At 30.7% G+C, this 20,247-nt stretch carries 25 protein-coding genes; all 25 read left to right on the plus strand.

Going from position 1 to position 20,247, the window contains the following annotated elements:
- Positions 1 to 202: 202 nt before the first annotated feature.
- The 25 genes from BM238_RS05035 to BM238_RS05155 all read left to right on the plus strand — a co-directional run bounded on the left by BM238_RS05035 (position 203) and on the right by BM238_RS05155 (position 20,244).
- Entirely contained in the window at positions 203 to 1,048 is an 846-nt protein-coding gene (locus tag BM238_RS05035) for an AraC family transcriptional regulator (RefSeq protein ID WP_090079127.1), read from the plus strand.
- Between the two features lie 80 nt (positions 1,049 to 1,128).
- Positions 1,129 to 1,716 carry an O-methyltransferase gene (locus BM238_RS05040; RefSeq protein WP_090079128.1) on the plus strand — a complete coding sequence of 196 codons (588 nt, stop codon included), beginning with the start codon at positions 1,129 to 1,131 and terminating at the stop codon, positions 1,714 to 1,716.
- A 6-nt stretch (positions 1,717 to 1,722) separates the two neighbouring features.
- A complete protein-coding gene (locus tag BM238_RS05045) occupies positions 1,723 to 2,349 on the plus strand; it encodes an NAD(P)-dependent oxidoreductase (protein WP_090079129.1) in 627 nt (208 codons plus the stop codon).
- Positions 2,349 to 2,885, plus strand: coding sequence for a hypothetical protein (locus BM238_RS05050; RefSeq protein WP_143093354.1), 537 nt, complete (start codon positions 2,349 to 2,351; stop codon positions 2,883 to 2,885). The genes BM238_RS05045 and BM238_RS05050 overlap by 1 nt, the downstream gene beginning before the upstream one ends.
- A gap of 5 nt (positions 2,886 to 2,890) precedes the next feature.
- Positions 2,891 to 3,277, plus strand: a complete 387-nt coding sequence (locus BM238_RS05055; protein WP_090079131.1) for a MoaF-related domain-containing protein — start codon at positions 2,891 to 2,893, stop codon at positions 3,275 to 3,277.
- Between the two features lie 2 nt (positions 3,278 to 3,279).
- Positions 3,280 to 4,077, plus strand: coding sequence for a type 1 glutamine amidotransferase domain-containing protein (locus BM238_RS05060; protein ID WP_090079132.1), 798 nt, complete (start codon positions 3,280 to 3,282; stop codon positions 4,075 to 4,077).
- Between the two features lies 1 nt (position 4,078).
- Positions 4,079 to 5,080, plus strand: coding sequence for an alpha/beta hydrolase (locus tag BM238_RS05065; RefSeq protein ID WP_090079133.1), 1,002 nt, complete (start codon positions 4,079 to 4,081; stop codon positions 5,078 to 5,080).
- A 5-nt stretch (positions 5,081 to 5,085) separates the two neighbouring features.
- Entirely contained in the window at positions 5,086 to 5,544 is a 459-nt protein-coding gene (locus BM238_RS05070) for a hypothetical protein (protein ID WP_090079134.1), read from the plus strand.
- 182 nt (positions 5,545 to 5,726) lie between these two features.
- The gene (locus BM238_RS05075; protein ID WP_090079135.1) at positions 5,727 to 6,155 is read left to right on the plus strand and encodes an SMI1/KNR4 family protein; all 429 of its coding nucleotides are present in this window, start codon (positions 5,727 to 5,729) and stop codon (positions 6,153 to 6,155) included.
- Positions 6,156 to 6,342: 187 nt separating this feature from the next.
- A complete protein-coding gene (locus BM238_RS05080; protein WP_090079136.1) occupies positions 6,343 to 6,963 on the plus strand; it encodes an NAD(P)-dependent oxidoreductase in 621 nt (206 codons plus the stop codon).
- 6 nt (positions 6,964 to 6,969) lie between these two features.
- Positions 6,970 to 7,329, plus strand: coding sequence for a nuclear transport factor 2-like protein (locus BM238_RS05085; protein WP_090079137.1), 360 nt, complete (start codon positions 6,970 to 6,972; stop codon positions 7,327 to 7,329).
- A gap of 284 nt (positions 7,330 to 7,613) precedes the next feature.
- The gene (locus BM238_RS05090) at positions 7,614 to 7,958 is read left to right on the plus strand and encodes a YciI family protein (RefSeq protein WP_090079138.1); all 345 of its coding nucleotides are present in this window, start codon (positions 7,614 to 7,616) and stop codon (positions 7,956 to 7,958) included.
- A 1-nt stretch (position 7,959) separates the two neighbouring features.
- Positions 7,960 to 9,207: an RNA polymerase sigma factor gene (locus BM238_RS05095; RefSeq protein WP_090079139.1), complete on the plus strand. Its 1,248-nt coding sequence runs from the start codon at positions 7,960 to 7,962 to the stop codon at positions 9,205 to 9,207.
- Between the two features lie 160 nt (positions 9,208 to 9,367).
- Positions 9,368 to 10,051 carry a hypothetical protein gene (locus BM238_RS05100; protein WP_090079140.1) on the plus strand — a complete coding sequence of 228 codons (684 nt, stop codon included), beginning with the start codon at positions 9,368 to 9,370 and terminating at the stop codon, positions 10,049 to 10,051.
- A gap of 162 nt (positions 10,052 to 10,213) precedes the next feature.
- The gene (locus BM238_RS14585; RefSeq protein WP_090079141.1) at positions 10,214 to 11,998 is read left to right on the plus strand and encodes an NINE protein; all 1,785 of its coding nucleotides are present in this window, start codon (positions 10,214 to 10,216) and stop codon (positions 11,996 to 11,998) included.
- A 174-nt stretch (positions 11,999 to 12,172) separates the two neighbouring features.
- Entirely contained in the window at positions 12,173 to 12,598 is a 426-nt protein-coding gene (locus tag BM238_RS05110; protein WP_090079142.1) for a thioredoxin family protein, read from the plus strand.
- 167 nt (positions 12,599 to 12,765) lie between these two features.
- Positions 12,766 to 13,323, plus strand: coding sequence for a hypothetical protein (locus BM238_RS05115; protein WP_177205429.1), 558 nt, complete (start codon positions 12,766 to 12,768; stop codon positions 13,321 to 13,323).
- A 159-nt stretch (positions 13,324 to 13,482) separates the two neighbouring features.
- The gene (locus tag BM238_RS05120) at positions 13,483 to 14,034 is read left to right on the plus strand and encodes a hypothetical protein (RefSeq protein WP_090079144.1); all 552 of its coding nucleotides are present in this window, start codon (positions 13,483 to 13,485) and stop codon (positions 14,032 to 14,034) included.
- 237 nt (positions 14,035 to 14,271) lie between these two features.
- The gene (locus tag BM238_RS05125; RefSeq protein ID WP_143093355.1) at positions 14,272 to 14,703 is read left to right on the plus strand and encodes a hypothetical protein; all 432 of its coding nucleotides are present in this window, start codon (positions 14,272 to 14,274) and stop codon (positions 14,701 to 14,703) included.
- Positions 14,704 to 14,877: 174 nt separating this feature from the next.
- The gene (locus BM238_RS05130) at positions 14,878 to 15,624 is read left to right on the plus strand and encodes a hypothetical protein (protein ID WP_143093356.1); all 747 of its coding nucleotides are present in this window, start codon (positions 14,878 to 14,880) and stop codon (positions 15,622 to 15,624) included.
- Positions 15,625 to 15,802: 178 nt separating this feature from the next.
- Positions 15,803 to 16,642, plus strand: a complete 840-nt coding sequence (locus BM238_RS05135; protein ID WP_090079147.1) for a GLPGLI family protein — start codon at positions 15,803 to 15,805, stop codon at positions 16,640 to 16,642.
- A 269-nt stretch (positions 16,643 to 16,911) separates the two neighbouring features.
- On the plus strand, positions 16,912 to 17,637 hold the full coding sequence (locus BM238_RS05140; protein WP_090079148.1) for a hypothetical protein: 726 nt from the start codon (positions 16,912 to 16,914) through the stop codon (positions 17,635 to 17,637).
- 96 nt (positions 17,638 to 17,733) lie between these two features.
- The gene (locus tag BM238_RS14385) at positions 17,734 to 18,084 is read left to right on the plus strand and encodes a hypothetical protein (protein WP_090079149.1); all 351 of its coding nucleotides are present in this window, start codon (positions 17,734 to 17,736) and stop codon (positions 18,082 to 18,084) included.
- A 369-nt stretch (positions 18,085 to 18,453) separates the two neighbouring features.
- A complete protein-coding gene (locus tag BM238_RS05150) occupies positions 18,454 to 19,407 on the plus strand; it encodes an SDR family oxidoreductase (RefSeq protein ID WP_090079730.1) in 954 nt (317 codons plus the stop codon).
- A gap of 30 nt (positions 19,408 to 19,437) precedes the next feature.
- On the plus strand, positions 19,438 to 20,244 hold the full coding sequence (locus tag BM238_RS05155) for a helix-turn-helix domain-containing protein (protein ID WP_090079150.1): 807 nt from the start codon (positions 19,438 to 19,440) through the stop codon (positions 20,242 to 20,244).
- Positions 20,245 to 20,247 lie beyond the last annotated feature (3 nt).

Consider the following 20,247-nt stretch of genomic DNA (forward strand, 5'->3'; position numbering starts at 1 on the left):
ATCGCAAGTTTAAACATTTTAGATATTTCGAATATTAATTTTTAATAGCAAAAGTCGGTATTTTTAGCCGCACCATCGCCAATACGCAAAACGTTAGCTGCAACCCTAACAGACACCTTGCAAACATTCAGCACTACAATAGAACGAAGATCCAAAGCCCACCCACCACCCAAAAAAATCAATTAATTTCTATCTTTGTAAAATGATAAAAACTATTTCAATTTCTGACCTTTTAAATAAACCAACCGAAAAGGTAGAATTTGTTGTAGACAGATTTGAAGAAATGGAAGAACCTGAAAATATTGAGTTTCCACACAATCATAATTTTTACGAAATTCTTTGGATTACAAACGGAAGTAGCAAACACACCATTGATTTCAAAAACTATGAAATAGAAGCAGACACATTATTTTTTATTTCGCCAGGACAATTACATTTGTTTGAAGAATGGCAAGACATTAATGGCTATTGCATTGCTTTTACCGAAGATTTTTTCTTGCATATTTTTCAAAATAAAAATATACTTTTTGAATTATCTTACTTGGATAATATGTACGAAAATCCTTTTATAAAAATTAAACAACAAGACAAATCTAAATTAAAAGCAATAGTTGATTTGCTACTAAATGAAAAGGCACACGAAACAATACAAGCACTTATATATGTGTTTTTAAAACAAATTCAAACCTTATTTTCAGAAAAAGGAAATTCCCAAAACTCAAAACATCAAATTGTAATTTTTAAACAATTTAAAAATTTAGTTGACGAAAATTTTACTAAAAGTTTAGCTTTAACCGAATATGCAAATCAACTTAATGTTACACTTCATAATTTAAATAGCATCGTAAAGTCAGTTTGTAACAAAACAACAAGCGAAATTATTAATGAAAGAACAATTTTAGAAGCCAAACGATTACTTCAATTTTCTGACGATAACATAAGTGAAATTAGCTACAAATTAGGTTTTGAAGACAGTAGTTATTTTGCCCGATATTTCAAAAAACATACTTCCTCTTCGCCTTTAGATTTTAGAAAAAACATTTTCTAAAAGTACCGAAAACGCAACTATTTGTCCTAACAAAATAGTACGACTTCGTCTCATCTTTGCATCATCAAATTATATTAAAAATGATGAGCGAAACAATCACAGAAAAAGAAACCGTTGAAGAATTTTTACTTCAACACAAAAACAAATGGACTTTTTTTAATGTGCCTTTTGAAGATGGGCAAGCATTAGAAAATTTAGTTCTCGAAAACAATTCCCAAACTATTTTAGAAATAGGCACTTCCACAGGACATTCCACAATTTGGTTGGCAAAAGCCGTTGAAAAAACGGGCGGTAAAATTATTACCATCGAAATTGATAAAAACCGCCACCAACAAGCTCTCAAAAATTTTAAAGAAGCAGATGTTTCACATTTAATAGAAGCCAAATTAGGGGATGCTTTACAAATTATTCCTACGTTAAACGAAACCTTCGATTTCGTTTTTTCTGATGCTACTCTTACGGTTCAACCCAAAGAAAGTTATTTACTTTTTTTTAAAGCCACCGAGCCAAAACTCAAAATAGGCGGACTTTACACAATGCACAACGTAACCGATGGTTATGGCGATGATGGTCGTTTTTTTAAATATTTAGAAAAATTAGGCAACTATCAAACCTCTATCATAAGAGCATCTCACAACGGAATTTCTGTAAGTAAAAAACTAAAATAAATTAAAATGAGCAAAAAAGTAATCGTTTTCGGGGCAACAGGCTTAATGGGAAAACAAATAGTAAAAGAAAACTTGAAAGCAGGTAACGAAGTGACAGTTTACATTCGTCAAACTCAATTTCCAGATGAAAATGTAAAAATCATTACAGGAGAATTAATTGACGAAGCTAAAATTGTAACTGCAATTAAGAATTTTGATGTAATCGTTTCTGCGGTTGGAAATAGAAACTATGAAGACCCAACGATGATAGTAGCATCATTAGGAATTTTATTAGCTGAAGCAATTTCATCAAACCAAAGATTAATCTTAGTCGCAGGTTCGGGACTTACTTTATTTGACGCCAAAACCTTGCGAAGAAATTTGGCAGGACAACCTGAATTTTTAAAAAATCAACGTGCCGATCATTGGGAAGCGTATACACAAATTGCACCGTTGGATATAAATTGCCTTTTTATTTGCCCAACAATGGTGGTAGATGGCGATGCAAATGGAAATTATCTTTTTGAAGAAAATTATTTCCCAAAAAGTGAAGCCAGGCAAATATTTGCAGGAAATGTAGGGCATTTTATCGCAAATGAAATTGTAGAAAACAAGTTTAATAAAACCAGAATTGGATTAGTAAATATATGTTGATGCCAAATTCGGACATTTTAGAATTTTTATTTTCAACTGCCTCTGCAATAGTTGCAACTTTAACGGGTTTAATTGGCGCATTTTCAACCTTTCAACTGCAAAACATTAGCAATGAAATTAGTTTTTTAAAAGGCTTCGTCTTAGAAAAAAAACCCGATAATAATAAAACGCTTACTGAATATATTAAAGGCGAAGATTATCATCTATTAGAAAAAATTTATGATAGGAATTTGGAAGGAATTCAGATTATGGAAAACGTAATTGCTAAGCATAATTTGCATTTGCAACTAAACGAATTTTCATTTGACTTGCAAAATATTAGAAATAATCAATTGAAATATAGTCACATAAAAAAATTGACCATCAAAAATTTTAGTTTGTCGGTGGTATTCGTAATGCTAAGTTTAGCCTTACTGATTTTTACAAATAACATTTTATCATTCCATTTTTTTTGGATTTTTATTAGCACCTATTTCGTATTAATCGGCATTATGCTTTATCAATTTAAAAAACAAATAAAACAATTAATTAAATAAAAAAAATGAAAAAATCAATCTTCACTTTTGCATTAATATTCATCGCAACCATAACTTTTGCACAGAAAAAACATAAAAATAATCGCTTAGATTTTGTGGGAAAAACCTACGAGTACACCATCGAGGAAACGCATCTTAACCTTACAATAATCTCAAACACCGAAGCAAAATGGTTGTACGTTTCTTCCCCAAATAATGAAACCGGTAAGACTGAAACCGAAAAAGCCACGATTACTAAAATAGCAAAAGGCGTTTATCAAATCACTTGGACAGAAAAAGATGGTTCAAACGTTATCGATATTTTTAACTTGAATACCAATGAAGTTTTTGTGAATTTCACCTTGCCCGATGCCAAAATGTACAATTTAAAAGCAAACTTTAAAATCAAATAAAAATGAAAAAAAAATTAACAACAATTGCACTAACCTTACTGGTAACAATTGGTTTTGCACAAAAATCACAAACTAAAACAAACAAAAAAATGAAAATCGTATTTGTAGTTTCCAACCAAGTAAAATCCGAAACAACAGATTATCCAATCGGTTTTTGGTTATCCGAATTAGCACAACCTTATTATGCTTTTAGCGAAGCAGGCTATGAAATTACTATCGCTTCACCCGATGGTGGAAAAATTGTTTTTGACGGTTGGAGCGACCCCGAAAGTCCGAATGCAAGAGAATTAGATTTAGTAAGTACAGGTTTTAAACACAACCCTAAAACGGTTGCGTTGATGGAAAATACCGTAAAATTAGACGAAATAAAAGCCGATAATTTTGATGGCATTTTTGTAGTAGGCGGACTTGGACCAATGCAAACGTTTTACAACAATGAAAATCTGCAAAAATTATTTGCTCAATTTTATGAAGCAGGCAAAGCATCTGCAACTATTTGCCACGGTTCGGCTATTTTATTACAAACAAAATTAAGCAATGGAAAATTATTATCCGAAGGTAAAAAATGGACAGGCTTTTGCAATGCCGAAGAAGATATAGTAGATAAAGGAGCAGGTAAAAAAATGCAACCTTTCCGCATAGAAGATGAGGCCCAAAAATTGCACACCAAATACATAACAGGTGATATCCCATACAAATCTTTTGCTGTTGCTGATGACAATTTAGTTAGTGGACAACAAGGAAGTAGTGGAAAAGAGACAGCCGAATTAGTGATTAAATTTTTGAAATCAAAAAAATAAAATGAAGCATTTAATCTCAACCATCATTGTGGCTTTTGCTACGATGATGGTTTCTTGTAATTCAAAAAACATCAAAATGGAACAAAATTTCACTACTCAAAAGGTAAATTTTAAAAGCGAAAATCAAAATATTGTTGGGCTTTTATGTCAAAACGATACAAAAACTAAAAAATCGGCTGTTGTGATTTTGGGACCAATATGTTCGGTAAAAGAACAATCACCTATTCAATATGCCACAAGATTAGCCCAAAATGGCTTTATTGCTTTGTGTTTTGATGCAAGAAGTTATGGTGAAAGCGAAGGAATGCCAAGACAATTTGAAAGTTTAAAAAACAAAGAACAAGACGTAAAATCTGCCATAGATTATTTGATTTCAAGAAATGATGTAGATGCTCAAAATATATTTGTTTTGGGAATTTGCAATGGCACAAACGAAATGATGCAGGTAAGCATTGATGATAAAAGAGTAAAAGCATTGGCGTTAGTTTCGGGAAATTATTTAATCAAAGAAAATATGTTGCATCTTTTGGGCGATGAAACTATTTGGAATAAGCACTTGCAAAGAGCAAAAACGGCAAAAGAAAAATTTGAAAAAACAGGTGAAGTAGATTACATAAAAATTATTGACAGCATAGGAACAGACCAGTTATTACCACCTTTGCCTATTTACGAATGGTACCATCCTTGGGAAAAGAAAGCACCATATTTTGCTTATCGTGGCGGTTGGAAAAACGAAGTAACGGCAATGAGTGAATGGGAAACTTTGAATTTTGATGCGTTGAGCGTTGCAAAAAAAATAAAAAAGCCAACTTTGCTTATTCACGGAGAAATGAGCGATGGAGGTTATGAATTTGCAAAACAAATTTTTAATGCAATCCCAACGCCAAACAAAAAATCTGTTTGGATAGACAAAACAGTACATTTTCAATTTTATGACGACCCGAGAATAATTGGACAATCGGTAAATGAAATTTCTAATTGGTTTAATAACAATATAAAATAAAACAAATGAGCAAAGCAATAATATTTTCAGATAGCAGAATTTTAAAAACTACTGTTGAAAATGCCTATCAAAAATTGATAGAACCAGCCGAACAAGTACAATGGAATTCACTTTATTTAGAAGCCACCATTTTCCCCAAAGGCGAAATAAAAAACGGTTCTGTAATGACAGGGAATTTTAAAGGTTCAGGGAAAGCAAAAGTTACTTTTCAAAATGTTCAGACAAACAAAGAGTTTACACACTATTCAAAAATGAAAATGTTTAACTTTTTTAACCTTGGCGAATTTCATCATACATATCAAGTAACTGACAAAGGCGGACAAACAGAAATTACGCAAACTGTTTCTTTTGAACCTAAAAGTTTAGGGCTACTTTTAAAAAATGTAATCGCCAATAGTTTCAAGAAAAGATTACCCGAAAGTTTTAATGAGTTTCAAAAGTATGTGGAAGAATTAAATTCGTAAAGCACAGAAAGGGCAGCAGCTAACAAGGGTTTTGCAAAAGTGGGGCATTTGTACTAAATTTGAGTATTGGAATTCTAATCAACATTTGTGCTGAAATGAACATTTGTGCTTCGATTTCCCCACCTTCGCAAAGCCCCAAACCGTTATCTGTAAGCGTATAGAGCGTTTTATAAAAATTAAAGATGGAAAATATCGAAAAAATTTTAGGTAAATACGGTTGGTTAAAACGAAAAGAAAATATCAATATTAATTTTCAGCAAATTGAAGATATGACAGGTTTTAAACTTCCGCTTGACTACAAAATGTACGCTGAAAATTTTTATGGAAACGAAAATTCTATTGGAAATGAATATGTACGACTTTGGGATTGTGAAACTGAATTATTAGAGGCCAACGAAGATTATGAAATATTTAAAAATTTAAAAAAGACGATTGCTATTGGCGGAAATGGTGGTGGCGAATTTATTGGAATTCAAAATTTTAGAAATAATGAATTAAGAATTATTCTTTGCCCATTTATGGGAATGTCAGAAGAATATTTTATCGAAATTGGAAAATCATTTACAGATTTTTTAATAAGTTTGGAAAATGGAAAAAATTGGTTTGAATAAAAACGCCTACAGATAACAGCGGTTTTGCAATAGTGCGGGATTTTCGCAAGTTTAAAGATTTTAGATATTTTGAAGATTAATTTATAATAGAAAAAGTTTGTATTTTTAGCCGCACCATCGCCAATACGCAAACCGTTAGCGGTCATTGTAAAACGACACCGTAAATCAAGGAAACAAAATAAAAAATATGAAAAGTAAAATAATAGTATTTGGCGGAACAGGAGATGTTGGACAAATCATTGTGCGAAAACTTCTTGACAAGGAACAAAATGTTTGTATTTTGACAAGACAAGAAAAAGAGAACAAAGACAACTTGACCTACAAAGTCGGTAATGTGCTTGAATTAGAAACTTTTGAGCAAATAATTCAAAAAGACGATAAAATTATTGTTGCGTTAGGATTTAACAACAGTAGTTTGGACACAATGTCAAAAGGAACTGCAAACATCATTTCTGCAATGAAAAAAAATGGAGCAACTCGACTTGTTTGTTTGAGTGCACAAGGTGCAGGCGATAGTTGGGAATATATGCCAAACGAATTCAAAGAAATGGTTTTAGAAAACGACATTTTGAAGGCATCTTTTAAAGACCACGGAATACAAGAAGAATTTGTAAAGAACTCAGACCTTAAATGGACAATTGTACGACCAACGGAAATTACAGGGAATATAGAAACCGCAAATTTTACAGTTAACAATCCAAGCCCACATTCAAGTTATCAAATTAGCAATCTTGATGTTGCCCAATTTATTGTGACTGAAATTTTGGAAGACAAATATTTGAAACAAATAGCAATGATTACAAACTAAAAAAAAATGGAATTGACAATCAAACAAATTGCGGAAGCATTTTCAAATCATAATTTTGAAATAACTTATCCATTCATTTCAGACAATATCCAATGGAATATGGTTGGTGGCGAACATATGCTTGGAAAAGAAACTGTGATTAAGACGTGCGAACAGTCTGCAAGTTATCTTAAAACAGTTGAAACAACATTCAGTAAATTTTTAGTCCTTGAAACAGACAACTATATAACTGTTGACAGCATTTCAGACTATATAGACCAAAACAACGAAAAATCAAGAGTTGCGTCTTGCGACATTTACAAGTTTGACAACGGACAAATGATAGAAATTACATCTTATTGTATTGAACTTGGAAAAGAAAATTAAGTGGCGAGAAGAACAACGAACCGCTAACAAGGGTTTTGCAAAAGTGGGGCAAAAGTGCTGAATTGAGCATTTGTACTTCTAATAAATATTTGTGCGAAATTGAACATTTGAGCTTCTAATTCCCCACCTTCGCAAAGCCCCAAACCGTTAGCTGTTATTTTAACCGACCACTCTGCAAACCTCAACTGACAAAAAAAATATTTTCAACTTTATGTCCAATATTGAAAAACTCAATCGTCATAGATTTGTAAACAATTAATTTAACAATTTAAAAAAGTAAAAAAATGAAAGAATTTATAATGATTTTCAGAAGCGAAATCAACGAATCGTTTGGACCTACACCAGAACAAACGCAAGGCAACATGCAAGATTGGATGGATTGGATGGGCGGTATTGCTGCACAAGAAAAAATGGCAGGTGGAAGCCGTTTGAGTTTTGAAGGAAAAACATTGAAGCCTAATAATGTAATTGCCGATGGGCCATATGCAGAAGTAAAAGAAATTATTGGAGGTACCATAGTTGTAAAAGCAAATAACATTGACGAAGCGATGAAATTGGCAGAAGGTTGTCCTATTCTTAGCCACGGAGGAAATGTTGAAGTCAGAACTATTATACCAGTTAATAGTTAATTTGAACGAGAAAGAATTAATTGCACAACTTTTTAAGACAGAGTACAGAAAGATAATTTCTGTACTCTGTAAGTTGTTTGGCATTGTTCATATTGAAATTGCAGAAGATATTACCAACGATACTTTTTTATTGGCTTCTGAAACTTGGGAATTAAAAGGCATTCCCGAAAATCCAACGGCTTGGCTTTATACTGTTGCTAAAAACAGAACCAAAGACTACTTTAAACGACATAAAACATTTTCTGAAAAAATAGTTGTTGATTTTAAACTGAATCAAAACCAAAGTGAATCAATTGAAGTTGATTTATCTCATAAAAATATAACAGACAGCCAATTGCAAATGATTTTCACCATTTGCAATCCAATAATTCCAGCAGAAGCACAAATTGGTTTAGCATTAAGAATTCTTTGTGGTTTTGGAATTGATGAAATTGCAGAGGCATTTTTGACCAATAAAGAAACCATCAATAAACGATTATTTAGAGCCAAAGAAAAATTACGAACAGAAAATATTAAAATTGAATTACCGACTGAAAACGATGTTAATTCAAGATTAGAAACTGTACTGACTACATTATACTTGCTTTTTAATGAAGGTTATCATTCAAGTACACAGAAAACTCATTTACGAAAAGAATTGTGTTTGGAAGCAATGCGTTTAAATTATTTTTTGATAGAAAATGAAACTACAAACAAACCCATCGTAAACGCTTTGATGGCTTTAATGTGCTTTCACTCTTCACGTTTTGAAGCAAGAACCAATCAAATAGGCGAACCAATTTTGTATGACCAACAAGATAAAAATTTATGGAACGAAGAACTCATAGCAAAAGGAAATTTTTATTTAATACAAAGTGCCCAAGGTAATGAATTAAGCAAATATCATTTAGAGGCAAACATTGCCTATTGGCATAGTAGCAAAATTGAAAATCCAAAAAAGTGGGACAATATTTTACAAGCCTATAATCAACTTTTGCTAATTGAATATTCACCAATAACAGCACTAAACAGAACTTATGCGTTGGCACAAGTAAAGGGTAAACAAACCGCAATTATAGAGGCAGAAAAATTAAATCTAACAGACAATCATTTTTACTTTTCCTTGCTTGGTTATTTGCATACAGATATTAACAATATGAAAGCAATTGAAAATTTTGAAATTGCATTAACTTTGGCAAAGACAAATGCAGACAAATCAACAATTACTAAAAATTTGTACGACTTGAAAGCGAAAAAAAACAACAGCTAACAGCGGTTTTGCGTAATGGCGGGTTCAGTGCTTCGTATGACAGTTTTGTGGTAGATTCAAGTTCAGTTCTTCGATTGAGGTTTTGTGCTAAAATCCGCCACTACGCAAAGCTACCAACCGTTATGCGTCATTATATCCAGACCTCGTGAAATCAACATTTTTGATATTTTTTTCAGTTTTTTCAGTTTTTGTTTTTGGACAAAAAGCATTTAATTATGAATTGACTTATGATAGTGATACTCTTCATTATTATAAATATGAAAAACCAATTGTTAAAAAACTGAACTTACTAAAACCCGAAGGAAATTATAACTTTTTCAGATTTAGTTCGGACAAATATTATTTAGAATTATCTGAAATTTCAAATAAGTATTTAATTTATGCGGATGAAATATGGGATAATAGAAAAACAGGAGAAGTTTTTATTCGGGAGATAAAATTAAATGACAGTCAAGTTTATAAAATTAATAAGTTAATTGATTCCTTAAAAATAAACGATATTCCAAGTGATAATCGCATCAAAGAATGGACTTTTGGTTTTGATGGAATCACTTATAAAATGGAAAATAAAAACGGAATAAATTATTCCTACAAACATTATTGGACACCAACTTCGCAAAATAAATTTATGGAATCTGACAAAATAAATTTTTTTGTAACGGAAATAGATAAAATAATAGATTATAAAACGAATCAAGAAAAGTTTGTGAGTGAAGTTCCCTATTTTACCTGGACAAGAGATGGTGTTTCCTGGAGTGCTGTGAAAATATTATCTGCCGAAAATTATTCTGAATATAGAAAATATAGGAAACTGAAAAGGAAGCAAATAAAAAGCAGAAAATAACGCCGCATAACAAAGTATTTATACAAGCGGGTCTGAAGTTTTCATCGAAGATTTTAGCGATTAAGTAAGTTTTTAGCAAGTAGAAAGTTTTCGTATTTTTATCCCGCCTGCATAAATACCCAAACGTTAGCACCAATTGTAAAGCCCATAGAACTTAAAAATATGAAAAACAGAATTTTAGCAGGTATTTTAGCATTGTTTTTTGGTGGATTTGGAATTCATAGATTTTATCTTGGTCAGAAAGGTTTAGGTATTTTATATTTATTATTCTTTTGGACTTTAATTCCTTTTTTTATTGCATTTATTGATGCCATAATTTTCTTTTTAAGTAGTGATGAAAAGTTTAATTCCAAATTTAACCACATAGATAAAACGACAGATTTATTTTGTGCAAATTGCAGTACAAAATTAACATATATGACTACGCCAAATTTGGGCGGGGGAAAACTAAATGACGGAGAAAAAGTTTGCAGAGAATGCTTCAAAAAAATGACGAAGTTTGATGCAGGTTTTGGTTTAAATTCAAGTAAAAAATATAGCACATTAAAGGTTAAAGAAATTATAAATAATTCATTTGAAAAACCAAGAGAAAAATCAGATAATTTTGTTTCAAAACTAAATTTCATAACCTTTCCAGACAGAATTGATGCAATAGTTTGGCATATTAAAGCCATTGATAAAGGACTTTTAAATGAAGACTTGGAACTTGCAAATCTCTCTTATGCAAAACTCATTGAAAGTATTAGACAACAAAACATAACAGAAAACGGAACTTTTGAAGACCATTTAGAAACTATAAGAAAAGAGTATGACGAATTTAGAGCATACTACGGCCTTGAATATCCACAACAATTTTTACCACCTTCTCAAAGACAAAAGACACAAACCACTTCAACTATTCAAAGTAATCCCAAGCCGACAGTAACAAGCAATAATTCAAAATTAAAAACACTTTTATCGGAATTAGGCTCAAAAGGACACGCTGAATATCCACTTTTAAGAAAAGAATACGCAGTAACTTCTGGAATGCCTTACACAGACTTTTCAGGCTGGGTAATTGAGCAACTTAAAACGAAAGACTATAACTCACTTTACGCATTTGTAAAAGAGTATTATTTAGGCAGAGACAAAGACACACACAGTGAGCAAGAACTCAAAAAGACATTTGAAAAATTTTTGACCAAAAATTTCAAAGCATTGTTCAGCAATATTGACGAACAAGCAATTTTTGAAATCCAAGCGTTTTTTATTCTCAAACGTGGCATTGACGACTTTAATAGAGAATTCTGGATAGCAGAAGACAAAGAAGCTGAATTGCTTTGCAAAATTTTAAGTGTTTATTCTTTTGAAATCGTTCCAAACTCATTTGACCCACTAATTAAAAAAGCAAATAAGTTTTTGCGTGAAATGCGAAAAGACGTTGATTTTTGGAAAGAGTATAAAAATTACAAAATAGAAGAACTACAAAACGAATACAAACTTGAAACAGCCAACGGTTTAGAAAAGAAACTCAAACAAATTAATACAGGAGAAAGACTTCATTTTTTTGACTTTGCAACTGTTTACTCTTACAGGAAATTTTGGAATGGAGACAGCTCTTACAAAACAAGAAGTTATGGCATTAACGAGTTAGACAGCATAAAAAATATTTCAGAATTGGGGATTTTTGACACCGTAAATGATATAAATGCCATACCCGAAATTACGAGTAAAGGAGAACTAAAAGAGACAGCAGAAAAAGCTGGATTTGAAATCAAAAAATCTTGGACAATGGACAAGATTTTTGAAAACCTTATGAAAAGTGAGCAAGGACAATCGTTCCTAAAAGAGTTTATAAAAGACAAACAAGTTTTAGCGTTTAAAGACGAATATCGGATTGACTTGACAAATATTTTTAAACACCAAGAAAAAATTAAACGGACAGTTGACCTTATAACAATGATGTAATTACGTCGAAAAGAGAACAACTGGTGCTAACAGCGGTTTGCATAAATGGCGAAATATGAGGTAAATTCACGTTTATCTTTCGCAAGAAATTTTATCTTAGCCGAAAAATCTCGGTTACGAAGTTCGCCACTTCTGCAAGCCGCGAAACGTTAGCAACAATTTAAACCGAAAACTGTGAAAACCAAAATAACAACTTCAATTCTACTATTGTTCTTTACCTTTTCTTTTAGTCAACAGAAATATGATGATTGGGAAATTGCGAAAAAAGAATCTCAGATTTCAAATAAGAAAATTTTAATTATCTTAACTGGTTCTGAATGGTGCAAACCTTGTGTGAAAATGGAAAAAAATGTTATTGAAAATACTGAATTTATTTCATATGCAAACCTTAATCTTATAATTCTTGAAATTAACCTGAAAAGACATATGGATTATGACACGAAACTAGTCAAAGACTATGTTTACTTTAGAGATAAATATCAGGCCAACTCTTTACCTTCTTTGATATTAGTCAATTCTGAAGGGAAGGAAATATCTAAAATTTCTACCGGTTTAAATTCTTTAGAAAAAATAATGAAAGAATTAATAAAATACAAATAAACTGTTGCTAACATCGGTTTTGCAATAGTGCGGGATTTTCGCCAGTTTCGAGATTTTAGATATTTTGAAGTTTCGTTTATAATAGAAAGATTTATCATATTAATCCGCACCATCGCAAAGCCGCCAAACGTTAGGTGAGATACTCTCTCGAAAATGCTAAAAAAGAAATGATTGAAACTAAATCGAAACATTTAACGAAATTAGAAAAACATAAATTGAAAATTAAAAGGCTAAAAAAAGAAAATTTGACTAGCAAATTAGGTTGTCTTTTTTATGTTTTAGGAATTTTTTGTTTAGTATACTCTGGAAGAGCATTTAACTTTAGCATTTTTGAATTTAAGTATTTTGCAATATTGACAGTATGCTTTGGCGTTTCTGCAGGTATAATTTTAGACTATATTAAGAACAAAAAAATAACTTTAAGTTTTGCAAAAACTTGGGAATATTTATTTTTAGGCAACATAATGTTTACCATAATATTTCTAACAAACAAATATGGAAGTATGACAGAAAACTATACCGAGATTTTCCCAATATTATCCAAACAATATTTACAGAGCAATAAAGGAGTAAATAGTGTAGAAATAAATTGCAACGGAATAACTCAAGAAATACTATTACCAAATATTGAGAAAAATGAATTAGCAAATGCAGACAAAATTTTAATAGAATTAAATAAAGGCATATTAGAAATAACAAGTATCAAGAAAATAAAATTAAAATAGGAAATCTGAATAAGTACCTCACCTAACAGCCGTTTCGCGCAATTGCGAATTTTGTTCAAAATTCACGTTTGCGTTTCGCAAGAAATATTACCTTAATAGAAAATAATCGGTTCCGAAGTTCGCAACTGTCGCGAAGCGCCGGAACGTTAGCAGATAGCAATGAAAAATACGTACAAATACATAAATTCCAATGATTTAATACAGAATTTGACATTTAAATATGTTGAAACTTATTCTTTGCAAAGAGGAGAAAAATATTATACTGAATTCACAATCGCTGAAAAAGATTTAAATACTTTGGAAAAAAGAAAATCAAAAAAAAATGATTTAAATCCTGAAAGTGAACAAAGATTATTAAAATTAAAAGAGATCGTAAATTATACTCAATATTTAATTGATAAGAATGGTGCTTTTCATTCATCGAGTGTTAAAATGAATACTTTCGATAATAGTGACAAAGAAACAAAACAAATTATCAGCATATTAAAAAATCCAATTCTAAATAAAATGGATTGGATGTGCGCACCAAAATATAGAGATGGAATTGTATTTTATGGTGATAATGACAAAATAGTTTTGTCTTTAAATATTTGTTTAAGTTGTGAATATATGCAATTAGATAATGAAACATTTGTTGACGCAGACACCAAAACATATGAAGAATTCAGAAAATTTTTCATAGAAATTGGACATAACGTTGAAAAAAAATAAAGCCATCTGCTAACAGCCGTTTGGCGAGATTGGGGTTTTAGGCTTAATTTAAAGATGGTTTTGTACTTGTAAAATTTGTGTTTAATGGAAAAATCTCGCATCTTTACTCCCCAACCTCGCCAAGCGCCAAGACGTTAGCTGTAATTTTATACAAACCGTTTGTAAATGAGACTTTCAATAGTAATTTTATGTTCACTTTTATTTTTCGTTAGTTGTAATCAGAATAAAATAAAGGAAATGGACTATACATTATCAGATTCCTTTAAAGTTAACTTTTCAATAAAATATAAAAATGGTGATACAGTTTATTTCAGAAAAAATTTTGAAGACACAAGTAGAAATCCATACCAATGGAATGAAAATTATTATGCAATTTTAAATTCAAAACAAAAAAAAGATTTCAACTATTATCTTAGCGGATTGAAAATAGAAAAGTATAATTCCATTTATCAACAAAATTTTGTTGATGGAGTAACCTACCAATTTTATTTCAAAACCAATTTAAACGAAAAGTTAATATTAGTTCATAGCCATGATGCACCAAAAGAACTTAATGAATTTTCAAATTGGATTTATAATTTTCACAAGAATATTAAGCTATACAAACTAAAAAAACAAATAGAAGTTAAAAGTGAAAACATTAGCGCAAAGCCAGTGTCAATCCACTAAAAAAAACTACAGCTAACAGCGGTTTTGCAATAGTGCGGGATTTTCCCGAGTTTAAAGATTTTAGATATTCCGTAGTTTAGTTTATAATAGAAAGATTTGTCATATTAAGCCGCACCATCGCAAAGATGCAAAACGTTGTAGGTAATGCTAAATAACAATACATAGAAAATGAAAATGAAATTTACAATATTATTTATCTCACTCTTTTTTCTTAAAATTTTTGCAACTTCACAAGAACCTGATAAAATAAAAATTAAGGGGATTGAATATTCATTATTAAATAATCCTTTGGAAAAATACTTAAGTGAAAATAAAATAATTGATGAAAAACTTTATGATTTGGGGACTTCAATTGATGGATATAGGAACATATCAACAGGGAATTACAGAGGTTATATCGCAACATATGAAATAAAAAATTCAAAACTATATTTGATTGACTTAGTTATTCCTGACCCAAATTCGAATTTTGAAAAAGAAATTTCTGTGTTTGATAAGTTATTTCAAGACGAAAATTCAATGAACCTACATTATACTGGAATTTTAGAACTTCCAACAGGAGAATTTATCGATTCCGACAATTTTGCATACTCCTCACTCTTTGAAAATTACAAATTGATAACCGTAATCAACGACAAACTTGAAAAAATTAAAGATGTATCAAAAAAAGAATATCAAATTTTTAAAATTAACCAATTTATTAAATTTCGTAAAACAGATGAATATAAAAAAAGATTTGAGGAAAATATGAAAGTTTCAAGGGAAGATATTATTCCAGATAATATTTGGAATAACGCATCCGAATCTCAAAAAAAAATATTACAACTCGGCATTCCTCAAAAGGGAAAAAAAGCAAGAAAAGAAACTGAAAATTTCCTTTTTTTAATGGGCGATTTTGACTTTATCATTGTTGACTATTAAAAAGCACTACCTACAACAGCGGTTTTGCAATAGTGCGGGATTTTCGCCAAGTTTAACTATTTTAGATTTTCCGAAGTTTAGTTTATAATAGAAAGATTTGTCATATTAATCCACACCATCGCCAATACGCAAAACGTTATCTGCAATGCTAATATAACCCCGAACTAAAAAACAAAAGATGAAGTACATTTTAGTATTTATCCTATTTCTCTCAAATATATGTGTTGCTCAAACTCATAGGTTTATTTATGAATATAAATTCGTTGCTGACTCAACAAAAAGCGACAGTATTATTGTTGAAAATACAAGATTAGAAATATTTAAAGACCATTCTGAATTTTTGAGTGATGTAAATACAAAAAAAGATTCTGCAATAGCGACTGCAAAGGAAAGAAAAGAAAGTGAGGCTAATATTCAGTTTGCAGATGGAAAATACCTAGGTAAAACGTATAAAAGTAAAAATCTGGTTTATACAATTGATTACATTGGAATTCAACCTTTTAAGGTGGTAAGAAATGCAAAATTAAAATGGTCATTATCAAACGAAAAAAGAATAATTGAAGGTTATAAATGTCAGAAAGCAACCATAAATTTTGGAAACCGTCAATGGGAAGCATGGTTTACTGAAGACATACCCATTCAGGAAGGCCCCTATCTTTTTAGTGGGCTCCCGGGATTAATAGTAAAAATTTATGATACTACAAATCAACATTCTTTTTTGTTAGTTGCAAACTATAAAACAACAAGTACTAAAACAAATATTATTAATAAACCTTATTTAGTGCCTACTCAAATCAGCGAGATTCTTTTTAATAAAAAATGGAATGAATTTAGAAAAAATCCGATTGGAGGAACTGAACAATTTATGATTCTGAACCCAGGCCTTTTAAGCGGAGAAAGATTTGATGAAAATGGAAATAAACTTGATTTCAGACAAGGTTTAAGGGAAGAGAAAAAGTATACGGAAAAATGGATAAAAAATAATAATAATTTTCTGGATTTAAAATTATATAAGTAAGCTATGATTAAAATAATTGATAACATTTTTTTATACGGTAAAAAATAGAAAAACAATATTCCATGAAAAATTCGGAGGAAGGAAGAAATAGCACTGCAGATAACATATTGGCAATAGTGCGGAACAATCGCACGTTTAACTATCTTATATATTCCGAAGATTAATTTACAATACAAAAAATCTGTATTTTTAGCCGCACCATCGGAAAACCGCGGAACGTTATAAATCTGCTAACCAACAGCCGTACAAAAAAGAAAAACAGAAAACAAATGAAAAATTTAATCTTTTATTTAATTTTGGTTTTCGCATTACAATCTTGTGAAAATAAAACGAAAAAATCAACAGAATTTAACTCAAAGTTAAAAAACTCAACAGAGATAAATTCCATACCAACTGATTTTCAAAGTCTGCTAAGACCAGATGAAAAATTGAAACTTGGAAAAATTTATACAGACACTTTAAAGTATGTCACTTTTGATGACAATGGAGATAATTGGTTAGTTTTTGTCAAGAAAAACAATGACACAATTGGTTTAGTATATAATAAAGAACAAACTTATTTTAAAAGTGGAGATGAAATAAAAATCGAATGGAAGATGGATAGTATTAGAAATGCAGGCGATTCTGATTTTCTTGACTATAAAGAATTTATAATTAAAATACAAAAAACTAAAAGTAATGTTGCGGGTAGAAATTTCAACAATATTGAAAACGAATCATTCGTTATAAGTTGTGGTACTGGCTGTGCAATGACATACAATGTAAAAAAAATAACACAAATAAATTCTAACACCGTTAAAGTTGTTTTTCAAATAGAACAATATATAGATGAAGAATTGACTGAAACTTACGATGAGACTTATATTTTTAGAAATGACCAAAATAATACAATAGAAATGGTAACTGATAATGGTAAAAATGAAAATATCAAAGAAATGTTATTTGGAGGTGCATTGCAATCGTTTCAAAATTTTGGAAAAAAACTAATGCAATAAATTAAAAAAGATGGTTACTGAAAATTCAAAAGAATGTAAAGCAGATCGCACAACAGCAGTTTGGCAAAACCTTAGACGAAATTCTAAAAACAACATATGACACCAAAAAAGATTTTGAAAATTTCGGGAATTATTTTAGTGCTATTTGCAATTTTTAGATTGATAAATCCGGACATAACAAAATCAATTACTATACAAGATTGTAAAAGTGAATATAAAATGTCTGTGTTTGGACGTGAATATGAAGGGTACAGATATCATAACGCAAAAATGGAAGTTGCGAAATGCTTATGTAAAAAATATATCCAAACCAAAAACAAAAAATATGATGATGAAATTTATAAAATCATCAATGAGTTCGAACTCAATGAATTCGTAGAAAAAAATTCAATTGAAGAAATTTGCAAAAATAATGAAGAAATTTTTTCAAATTGGTATTATGAATGAAAGAACTTCGCCTAACAGAGTATTTCTATTAGCGGGTCGGAAGTTCCTATCATCAAGATTTTCGCTAACTGTTCAATTTTTTATTTACCAAGACTTGTTGTAAAAATTTTTCTTAAAAAGAAAATGTTTGGAAACGCTAATTAGAAGCCATTTTATACACAGAAATTTAAAATAATTTTTAGGACAAAAAATGATTTGAAGTTATTTATATTGCCGATAATAAATTCAAACATCTTCTTAAATTTTCAACAATACAGATTGTTTAATACGAAAAAAGAACTGCACAACACATAAAAAAAGAACTTTACAACAAAGCCAATCAATTCCATCATTATTAATTTTGCATTATAAAATTTATAAAAAATGAAAATGACCAGAACAGTATTAGTAACCGGAGGAACAGGGTTTGTTGGAATTCATACTATTTTGCAATTACTGCAACGAGGTTATAAAGTAAAAACAACGCTACGTTCTTTAGCAAAAAAAGACCTCATTATTAATGCGTTGAAAGAAGCAGGAATTACCAGTTTCGATAACCTGTCATTTTACGAAGCGGAACTAACGGATGATAAAGGATGGGACGAAGCGGTGAAAGATTGTGATTATGTTTTGCATATTGCTTCCCCCGTTCCTGCAAAACAGCCAAAGGACGAGAATGAAGTAATTATTCCTGCTCGTGATGGTGCTTTGAGAGTATTGAGAGCGGCAAAAAGAGCAGGCGTAAAACGTGTAGTGCTCACTTCGTCATTTGCGGCAATTGGATATAGTAGAAACTCAAAAAATCATGTTTTTACCGAAGAAGATTGGACCGATGAAAATGCGCCTATTGAACCTTATATCAAATCAAAAGTGGTTGCTGAAAAAGCAGCTTGGGATTTTATAAAAAATGAAGGCGGCGATCTAGAATTTACTGTGATTAATCCAGTCGGAATTACCGGTCCTGTTATCGGCGGTATTTATCCTGTTGTGCAAGATCTTCTTAAGTCTATTATCGATGGTGTCGTTACAGAAACACCTTTGTTTACTTTTGCGACCGTTGATGTTAGAGATGTCGCAGATATTCATATTAAGGCAATGTTGGATCCTGATGCAGACGGACAACGTTTTTTGGCTACGACAGCTGGTTCAGTTGCCTTTAATGATATTGCAGAACTCATCAAAAAAGAACGTCCTGAAATAAGCAGTAAAATCGCAGATTTAAAACCCGTTTCAGAAGAATTTTATGTAGCTATTTCATATAAAAAAGCAGAAGAAATACTAGATTGGCATCCTCGAAGTAAAGAAGAAACACTTTTAGCAAGTATTGATAGTATAATTAACTAAATTTGATTTGTAAATAATCTTCCAAAAAAAATGCAAACCACCGCTATCCAATCTTGCCATTTAGGTCCGGAAATTTCGCCCGAACAGTTTATACCTGAGCATTTTTTCCTATATATTTTGCAAGGTTCGATGAAGGCTTTTGATGGGAAAAATAATTATTCGATGAAGCCGGGCGATTATTGTATTGCCCGGAAAAATCATTTAATGCGCTACACAAAACTTAAAGATGAAAATAATTCCTTTCAAAAAATAGTCATCACTTTAGACGAAATTTTTTTAAAAAACTATCTGGAAAAACATCCAATATCGGTTGGCGTTTTTGATAATGAAAATTCATTTTTATTTGTAGAGGAAAATGTATTGATAAAAAGTTTTATACAATCATTAAAACCTTACTACAGCGGAAATGAGCAAATTGACCAAACTTTTGCAGATGTAAAGCGGGAAGAATTATTGCTGATTTTACTAAAAAACAATCCTATACTTGCAGATGCATTTTTCAATTTTGGAATACCTGAAAAAATAAATTTAGAAGAATTTATGAATCTTAATTTCAGGTTTAATATTAGTTTGGAACGTTTTGTATTTCTTACGGGTAGAAGTTTATCTTCATTTAAAAGAGATTTTCAGAAAATATTTGGAACAAACCCGGGAATTTGGCTCAAAAAGAAACGTCTTGATGAAGCCTATTTTCAAATCAGCAACCAACACGAAAAACCAGGCAATATTTATCTTGAAGTAGGCTTTGAAGATTTTTCCCATTTTTCATTCGCTTTTAAAAAAGAATTTGGTTTAGCACCAACACAATTAGCTGCTAATAATTTGGGCAACAGGTAACCG

It is taken from the genome of Halpernia frigidisoli (assembly GCF_900113805.1).
Classification (GTDB): domain Bacteria; phylum Bacteroidota; class Bacteroidia; order Flavobacteriales; family Weeksellaceae; genus Halpernia; species Halpernia frigidisoli.